This window comes from Microcoleus sp. MON1_C1, assembly GCF_036701945.1.
Classification (GTDB): Bacteria; Cyanobacteriota; Cyanobacteriia; order Cyanobacteriales; family Microcoleaceae; genus Microcoleus.
Window position 1 is genome coordinate 1 of record NZ_JAUBRO010000095.1, and the last position, 8,799, is coordinate 8,799.

Annotated in this window: 6 protein-coding genes; 4 read left to right on the forward strand and 2 right to left on the reverse strand. The window is 45.4% G+C overall.

Annotated features, from left to right (window positions below; all coding sequences use genetic code 11):
* Positions 1-193: hypothetical protein (locus QUA62_RS28360; protein WP_333408150.1), on the forward strand; the 193-nt coding region annotated here is incomplete at its 5' end.
* Between the two features lie 43 nt (positions 194-236).
* Here QUA62_RS28360 and QUA62_RS28365 read toward each other — a convergent pair.
* Both QUA62_RS28365 and QUA62_RS28370 read right to left on the reverse strand, forming a co-directional pair.
* On the reverse strand, positions 237-2,381 hold the full coding sequence (locus tag QUA62_RS28365; protein ID WP_333408151.1) for a leucine-rich repeat domain-containing protein: 2,145 nt from the start codon (positions 2,379-2,381) through the stop codon (positions 237-239).
* A gap of 401 nt (positions 2,382-2,782) precedes the next feature.
* Positions 2,783-4,285: a hypothetical protein gene (locus tag QUA62_RS28370; protein ID WP_333408152.1), complete on the reverse strand. Its 1,503-nt coding sequence runs from the start codon at positions 4,283-4,285 to the stop codon at positions 2,783-2,785.
* 738 nt (positions 4,286-5,023) lie between these two features.
* Here QUA62_RS28370 and QUA62_RS28375 point away from each other — a divergent pair.
* From QUA62_RS28375 to QUA62_RS28385, 3 genes are all read left to right on the forward strand, one after another.
* Complete coding sequence (locus QUA62_RS28375) at positions 5,024-6,592, forward strand: class I SAM-dependent DNA methyltransferase (RefSeq protein ID WP_333408153.1); 1,569 nt, start codon at positions 5,024-5,026, stop codon at positions 6,590-6,592.
* Entirely contained in the window at positions 6,589-7,911 is a 1,323-nt protein-coding gene (locus QUA62_RS28380) for a restriction endonuclease subunit S (RefSeq protein WP_333408154.1), read from the forward strand. The genes QUA62_RS28375 and QUA62_RS28380 overlap by 4 nt, the downstream gene beginning before the upstream one ends.
* Positions 7,912-7,983: 72 nt before the next feature.
* Positions 7,984-8,637 carry a type I restriction endonuclease subunit R gene (locus QUA62_RS28385; RefSeq protein ID WP_333408155.1) on the forward strand — a complete coding sequence of 218 codons (654 nt, stop codon included), beginning with the start codon at positions 7,984-7,986 and terminating at the stop codon, positions 8,635-8,637.
* Positions 8,638-8,799: the final 162 nt, after the last annotated feature.

Below are 8,799 nucleotides of genomic sequence, written 5' to 3' on the forward strand. Positions count from 1 at the left end.
ATTAATCCGAAACATCTTAAAAACTGGTTTACTAATTGCTGCTACTGTACCTCATAACATCCGGAAGTGCTGTAGTTTTCGGTTTTCTGTAGCTAGCTGTGATCGACCCCAGTACACGGTCAGCATTTGGCAACCTAACGCCAGAGCTCACCCGCAACCGGAAGCGCAGGGAGCTTGCGACCAAAGACTGTAGGTTGTCGGTGTGCAGCGACTTGTGAGCCCGTTGTTGACGGCTCTTAGCGTGATGGACAGCGAATGGAGCGAGTGAAGCCGTCACGCCCCCCAACATCAATTGTATTGTTGTTAACTACACGATAACTTCGGTCGCCGACTATACGACTATTGGGCCGACAAGTACCTGGCACAAAGCACCCACCAGGGCCACAAAACGAAATTGAGTAGAGACCTTTCCCCGCAGGAGCAATTGCTAACCCCCAGGGATCGGAGCAATCGCCACTTTTCCAGAAACCAGCAAGTGGATGTGATCGCGAAGGAACAGCCAGTTTCTCCGCGAGGTGATCTAGGTCATGGCGAGAAGTGAGCCGGGTTTGTGTGATAGGTGATGTCGGGGCTGGTGGTTTGATGTCGCTAATTTGATTCTTGTCGAGGTCGAGCGCAATCAGGTTAGTCAAGGATGCTAGCGGTTTGATGTCGCTGATTTGATTGTTGTAGAGGGAGAGCAGAGTCAGCTTAGTCAAGGATGCTAGCGGTTTGATGTCGCTGATTTGATTGTTGTAGAGGGAGAGCAGAGTCAGCTTAGTCAAGGATGCTAGCGGTTTGATGTCGCTGATTTGATTGTTTTCGAGGTAGAGATCGGTCAGGTGAGTCAAAGATGCTAGCGGTTTGATGTCCTTGATTTGATTGTTGGTGAGGGCGAGCCAATTCAGTTTAGTCAAGGATGCTAGCGGTTTGATGTCCTTGATTTGATTGTTGGTGAGGGCGAGCCAATTCAGTTTAGTCAAGGATGCTAGAGGTTTGATGTCGCTAATTTGATTGCCATCGAGGTCGAGCCGAGTCAGGTTAGTCAAGGATGCTAGCGGTTTGATGTCGCTGATTTGATTGCCATCGAGGTCGAGCCAATTCAGTTTAGTCAAGAGACATCTCCCAAAAAGCCTGTTAACGGCAGCCAGGATGCCTACCCCACAAGAATTATGGGAGAAGTCTAAGGATGCTAGCGGTTTGATGTCCTTGATTTGATTGCCATCGAGGTCGAGCCGAGTCAGGTTAGTCAAGGATGCTAGCAGTTTGATGTCGCTGATTTGATTGTTGGTGAGGTAGAGCGCAGTCAGGTTAGTCAAGGATGCTAGCGGTTGGATGTCGCTGATTTGATTTTTGTTGAGGTTGAGATCGGTCAGGTGAGTCAAAGATGCTAGGGGTTTGATGTCCTTGATTTGATTGCCATCGAGGGCGAGCCAATTCAGTTTAGTCAAGGATGCTAGCGGTTTGATGTCCTTGATTTGATTTTTGTCGAGGTTGAGCCCAGTCAGGTTAGTCAAGGATGCTAGGGGTTTGATGTCCTTGATTTGATTTTTGTCGAGGTTGAGCCCAGTCAGGTTAGTCAAGGATATTAGCGGTTTGATGTCGCTGATTTGATTGTTGGTGAGGTAGAGCGCAGTCAGGTTAGTCAAGGATGCTAGCGGTTGGATGTCGCTGATTTGATTTTTGTTGAGGTTGAGATCGGTCAGGTGAGTCAAAGATGCTAGGGGTTTGATGTCCTTGATTTGATTGCCATCGAGGGCGAGCCAATTCAGTTTAGTCAAGAATGCTAGCGGTTTGATGTCGCTGATTTGATTGTTGGTGAGGGCGAGCCAATTCAGTTTAGTCAAGGATGCTAGCGGTTTGATGTCCTTGATTTGATTTTTGTCGAGGTTGAGCCCAGTCAGGTTAGTCAAGGATACTAGCGGTTTGATGTCGCTGATTTGATTGCCATCGAGGTCGAGCACAGTCAGGTTAGTCAAGGATGCTAGCGGTTTGATGTCCTTGATTTGATTTTTGTTGAGGTCGAGCCAATCCAGTTTAGTCAAGGATGCTAGGGGTTTGATGTCCTTGATTTGATTTTTGTCGAGGTTGAGCCCAGTCAGTTTAGTCAAGGATGCTAGCGGTTTGATGTCCTTGATTTGATTTTTGGTGAGCCTTAGTTCCGTGAGAAGAGAAAGTTTCCGATCGGCCGCCTCGCACTCAGTAGTTCCCGCTTTCTCCAACAACACCTCAACAGTATGTTTAGTTTCAGGACTCAAAGAAGCCTTTTCGCGACACCAATCAGCAAATGTCCGTCCACTATCGCCCCGTTGTTCCTGCACGACCCATGAGGAAGGTTCATTTCCAGTATTTTCCGACTGACTCCATACCACCAACATGAAAACAAGGATTAATAAAATCATAGGGAATAACCTGTGTGGATTTTTATATATTTCCCCATCTAGGATTTGAAAATGCAGAGGGTACGTCAGGAAATGGATTTTCCCCGCCTGAGCTTTTTAGAGATGTTTGAGGCTGTAAATCAGGAAATACGGATTGTACCTTAAACATTGCCACCGCTGCCTAAATTGCACCCTAGCTACTAAAGATATTGACGTTGCTGATTTACGGTATGAAAAGCTAAATAGACCCGTCATAGAAACCAGTATCGACAAAGCTTGGGGATTTCCAACTTATTTTTTCATACCCTGGTTAAGCAACGCCGATGTACGTGGAAATCTGGGATTCTGAGACACTTTTTCCCCGTTCCTTAGCCAATGGTAGCCAGCACCAACGACCGCAAACTGTCGTTGGGGATGTGCGCTCATCGCTTTGGTCGGGTAGAGACTCGGTTTTTGAGCTGTGGCGGTGTCTTGTCGCTATAGGTAAATGGTAGCCATCTGTTGTTGCTCTTTAATCTCTCGTCTAACCATTTGGGTTTCTCGCTAAACAAGAGCGACATCGTACCATCCGGAGCAACGCGATACACCCATTTTGCTCCCGGACAAATAGACGACTTCATCTCGGGAACCGATGCCGGCCATTTTCCAGTTTTGGCTGCTAGTGCTTTGACTTGCAAAATTTTCTGAGTCAGTTCCAAATCCAGCATAGACTTGGCTGCTTTACTGGTTTGGTTGGATAAACTTGTAGATGTCCTACCTATATAATTCCACCACGCAAAGTCATTTACGGTGACTGAATCAGAAGCGCAAAAATTGTGCTGGCGAGATGCTGCAAGCGATCGTTTATAGGCGTGATAACTATCGATCGCACAAAAGCGAACATAAGGTTTGATCACCGGCTTGAACCACACCAAGACATGAGATAAAGTCCAGTCTAAGATTTTTTCTTCTAAAGTTAAATTTGAGAAATACTTCCCTTGAATTAGTGAAAGCATTCCCCTATCACTAGAATGGCCTAGATCTTTTAGTATCGAAGACCACGTTTCTAGTATCGAAGACCACGAGTGTTTCCAAAGGAAGTCTTGCGAAAATTTAAACTGAAGCAAATATTCTCCCTGCAAGGATGTCAATATCGATTCGCGGTAATCGCGTTCCAGCAAGCGCTGCTGCCACTGGGCGGGAAGCCGATCGGCTTTCCGCATCACCCCTGCTGGATATTTAGCCACAATCAAAGCCACAAGTTGAGGGAAGAAGAGGGGGCTTTCTGTTAAAGGCTGGTTGATTTTCCAGGATACTTCCAGCATTTCTGCTGCTGCTTGCGTCTGACCTTTACGGTATTTTTCTAGAATGTCTAGGGCTAACACTTGTTGGAAATTAACCTGCCATAAATAATCGGGTCCGCGAGCTGTCATATCTACTTCCAGAATCCCGCTAATATCTGTTCCCCAGTGCGGTACTTCATTATTTAAAACCTGCTGGCGAAGTTCTGCTAAAGCCGTTTGGCGTCCGGCGAGATAGCGCTGTAATTTCTCTGAAGGTGGATTTACGGTATCGTTTGGTTTGGCAATCTCAGCGTTTAGGTACTGAGTTAATTCTTGTTGGATTTCTTCAAATGCCTTTTGATCGTCCTTTGAAGGCCTAAAATCAGCCCTAGACCCGATGGAGCGATCGGCAGAAGAGAAACTTTCCCCTCCATCGAACCCCACTTTAGCGAGGGACGCCGCCAGCTTCAACGCCGCATAATTCGGCTCAGTTTTGGGAAACCGTTGGGCATATGCTGCTAAATCCTGCTCGATTTCTTTTTCCTGTACAGAGGCTATATAGTTGCCACCCACAATCCAGACTGCCAGCAGTCCCGCCAACCCAACAACCGAACCACCTAGAAATTTGAGGTTCCGTCTGAACGATGGGTTTTGAATGTCCATAAACTCCTCCTTCGCGCGAGCACACCTGAAAATGAGGCGTTGCTGAATACAAGTATGAATTCAAGTTTTCGGAATGGCTATAAGCCAAGTAGAGTGAGTTTTGTAACATCAAGTGAAAAGTTTATTCATACGCCAGAATCAGCAACGCCTTACCTGTTTATCTTGCCCACTTTTTTTGGGCGCACGATCACATAACCAGGCCGTGTAACCTTTCTGCACTTATCCAGCAAGCCCTAAATACTTAACACGCCACACCCGAAGGCTAGAGCAGGATAGGAACATATCTTGACCCCGAGACTAGAACCGCTAAGTTCATTAAATAAGATGAAGCGCGTGACACATGGCTTTAGGTGTCCTTGCGGACGGCAGTGCGGAGATTTTTCTGACGGTCTTCTAATTTTTTCACTCCGACCAAGACTTACCAGCCCGTCGAAAAAATCCCGCTAGGGGTTTAGACGGGGAAAGGTCTATTCCCCCTGTAGAGGATGAATTGTCGGCTATGCCGTTATCAAGAGAGCAACTGTCACAACTGTCACAACCCGAAGCAGACTCTGGGCCTGAAGAAATTCCTGATTGGTGACGATCGCTTGAACCTGCGCGTGAAGCTCTCAATCCTGAGCTGGTTGCAATTGTTCGTCATTCGGACGATCTCGCGTAAAATAAGAGTTTGTACGAGGCGGTGCTGTTTGTTGCCGAAGACGAGAGAATCAATCAAGGACGTGGGAATTTAACGCGAAGATGCCAGCCAACTACACCGAACTCGAAAAACGCCTTTGGGAAGCAGCAGACGAACTTAGAGCCAACTCTAAACTCAAGCCTTCGGAATATTCCGTTCCGGTTTTGGGGTTGGTTTTTCTGCTCTATGCTGACTATAAGTTTGCCCTGGTTTCACAGGAACTTGCAGCGGGAAGCAGCAGGCGGCGCACGGTTGGTAAGACGGATTACCAGGCAAAAGGGGCGCTTTATTTGCCGGAAACTGCGCGTTTTGATTATTTAATCGATCGCCCGGAAGCTGAGGATATTGGCGGGGCGATTAATGCGGCGATGAAGGCGATAGCCGATGAAAATGAGGAACTCGGCGGCGCTTTGCCTAGAAATTACAATAGCTTGGAAAAACCGATTTTGCGGGAGTTGTTGAAAATCTTAAATCGGATTCCCCGAAAGAATATTACTGAGGATGCGTTTGGGGAAATTTATCAGTATTTCCTGGGGAATTTTGCTCAGAAAGAAGGGCAGAAAGGCGGAGAGTTTTTTACTCCTATTTCACTGGTAAAGCTGATTGTGGAAGTGATAGAGCCGAATTACGGGCGAATTTTAGACCCGGCTTGTGGTGCTGGGGGAATGCTGGTGCAGAGTGCGATTCGGGTTAGGAATAAGTTAGGATTTGACCCGAATCAAGTAATTAGTGTTTACGGTCAGGAAAAGGTAAACGGAACTGTAAAACTCTGTCAGATGAATTTGGCAGTTCACGGCGTTTCTGGTTTGCGAAATATCCGGGAAGGTAACACTTATTATCAAGATATTCACAACAGCGTCGGTGAGTTTGATTTTGTGATGGCGAATCCGCCGTTTAATGTTAATGGGGTGGATAGAGAAAAGATTAAGGACAACCCTCATTATCCCTTTGGCGCGCCGACAACTGACAATGCAAATTATCTCTGGATTCAGCTATTTTATACTGCTTTGAATCCGAAGGGACGGGCGGGGTTTGTAATGGCAAACTCGGCATCGGATGCGCGGGGTTCGGAGTTGGAAATTCGCCGCCAGTTGATTGAAAAAAGGGCGGTGGATGTGATGATTGCGATCGGTTCTAATTTCTTTTATACGGTGACGCTACCCTGTACGCTGTGGTTTTTCGACAGGCGGAAGCTGAAAACTCCTCGCGAGGATAAAGTATTGTTTATTGATGCGCGGCATATTTACAGGCAAATTGACCGCGCCCATCGGGAGTTTAGCGAAGGACAGGTAGAGTTTATCTCAAATATTGTGCGGCTGTACCGAGGGGAAAAGGCAGAGTTGACGGTTGCTGGTTCCGAAATGCTGACTGAGACTTTCCCAGACAAGGTTTATCGGGATGTGGCGGGGTTGTGTAAAATAGCAACATTGGATGAGATTGAGGCGCAGGGATGGAGTCTCAATCCTGGGCGTTATGTGGGGGTGGCCCAACGTCAGGAGGCGGAGGATTTTGATTTTGCCGCACGGTTGGAAGAGTTGAATGAGGAATTGGAGATTTTGAATGTTGAGGCGCGGGGGTTGGAGGAAACAATTGCTGAGAATGTCGTGATGTTGTTGGAGGGATTGGTATGACAAGTAAACAACTACTGTTTAATCGACCAGTTCCTCAAGGTTGGCAAATGCTTACAGTTGATGAGATTAAGGCTAATGAACCTCGCTCATGTGTGGCAGGGCCATTTGGGTCAAGTATAAGCTCAAAGTATTTTGTCCCCGAAGGTGTTCCTGTAATCCGTGGCAATAATTTAAGTGATAATCTAAAGCCTTTTGTGCCACATGGGTTTGCATTTGTTTCAGAGGAAAAAGCTGAGTCATTTAAGGCACAACAAGTAAAAGGTGGTGATTTAGTTTTCACCTGCTGGGGAACGTTAGGGCAGGTGGCGCTGATACCCAAGAAAGGCCCTTACTCTACATACATTATTTCTAATAAGCAGCTAAAATTAAGACCTAATCTTGAAATTTGCGATGCACGGTTCCTTTTCTATTACTTTGCTAGTCCGCAAATGGTGCAGCACATACGCAGTATTGCTATAGGTGCGGCTGTTCCTGGAATTAATCTAGGAATTCTTAAATCACTACAAGTAGTAATACCACCTCTCCCCATCCAGCGCAAAATTGCTGCGATTCTTTCAGCGTATGATGACCTAATCGAGAATAACACGCGGCGGATGGAGATATTGGAAGAGATGGCGCGATCAATCTACCGCGAGTGGTTCGTCAATTTCCGCTTCCCCGGCAACGAACAGGTGCAGATGGTTGATTCAGAATTGGGGCTAATTCCTGAAGGTTGGGAGGTTAAAAAACTCGAAAAAGTTGCAGATATTAACGCATCCACTATCAAGCCAAGTAATGCACTAGAAGAAATCAACTATATAGACATTTCTTCTGTTTCTACAGGAAAAATTGACAAAATTGAGCCTATTGCTTTATCAAATGCTTCTAGCCGCGCACGTCGAATAGTGAAGCAAGGCGATATTATCTGGTCTACAGTCAGACCTAACCGTAAGTCCTACAGTCTCATTCTAAATCCAATCCCCAATTTAATTGTTTCTACTGGGTTTGCTGTTGTCACCCCTAAAAAAGCGCCTTACACATATCTTTATCATGCACTGACAACAGATAATTTTGTAGGCTACTTGACCAACAATGCAACTGGTTCAGCATATCCGGCAGTAAATACAGGAGATTTTAAAAATGCTGATGTGTTAATTCCTCGCATTGAACTTATGAATAAATTTCACAATATTGTTGCAGACATTTTTAACGAAAAAGACAACTTTCTACGAAAAAATATCAACCTCCGCCAAACCCGCGACTTACTCCTCCCCAGACTCATCTCAGGCGAAATCGACGTAGAAAACCTCGACATCAACACCGGGCAAATCGCCGCCTAACCTCATATAATATAGATAGATTCCACCGACACGCTCTACCAATAACCCACCCTCGCTTGCATTAGAGCAATTATGGTACAGACAAAACCTATTTCAAAAACGATTACCAGCTTAGACAACCTAGAAGAAAGATTTAATCTCCGTCCTACAGAAAACGCACAATTCTTTACTGAATGGAATCAAAACTTACCCGAACTAACCGACTCTGAAACCGCCGCACTAGACCAAATCAGAAGCCGATTTTTTCGTCACCGCAAACGCGGTTCCTTAGCCGAAAGAACCATCAATCACTTAGTCATTTCTCCCTTATTAACCCTAGCTGGTTTATACGACGAACCATTCTTTGTCACCACAGAACCTGAAGTTGAACTCCTCCTAGAAGACAGAGACGAAATACTCAGAGGACGCATCGATACCCTAATTGTTCAACAGCAACTCTGGGTATTAGTTGTAGAATCTAAATCAACAATCGCCTTTTCTGTTGCCCTACCCCAAGCCCTCACCTACTTGATAGCAAACCCCAACCCAGAACGCCCCGTTTATGGATTAATCACCAACGGTGACGAATTCCAATTTATTAAACTTTTAATTCAACCTAATCCTCAATACGATTTATCTAATATTTTCTCCCTGCTACTCCCCAATCGCAATCAACTTTATGACATTATGCGAATCCTCAAACAAATTAGACAAATCATGCTGCACAAATTAGATGAAGAATATTAAATTAAGTATAGGTCACACCAACAGAGAATCAGCTACTGGCAATCTCTCTACACTCAGGTATTAATTCTCCTTATCAACACCGGACAAATATAGCAATTCCATTTGAGATGTAAATATGGATTTCTCTGGTAAAATAGGAAAGTTTGATAATAAATGAAAGGG

Excerpts from the sequence above, each read along its gene's own strand:
- QUA62_RS28375 (WP_333408153.1), top strand. The coding sequence starts at position 5,024 with ATGCCAGCCAACTACACCGAACTCGAAAAACGCCTTTGGGAAGCAGCA.
- QUA62_RS28380 (WP_333408154.1), top strand. The coding sequence starts at position 6,589 with ATGACAAGTAAACAACTACTGTTTAATCGACCAGTTCCTCAAGGTTGG.
- QUA62_RS28370 (WP_333408152.1), bottom strand. The coding sequence starts at position 4,285 with ATGGACATTCAAAACCCATCGTTCAGACGGAACCTCAAATTTCTAGGT.
- QUA62_RS28385 (WP_333408155.1), top strand. The coding sequence starts at position 7,984 with ATGGTACAGACAAAACCTATTTCAAAAACGATTACCAGCTTAGACAAC.
- QUA62_RS28365 (WP_333408151.1), bottom strand. The coding sequence starts at position 2,381 with ATGATTTTATTAATCCTTGTTTTCATGTTGGTGGTATGGAGTCAGTCG.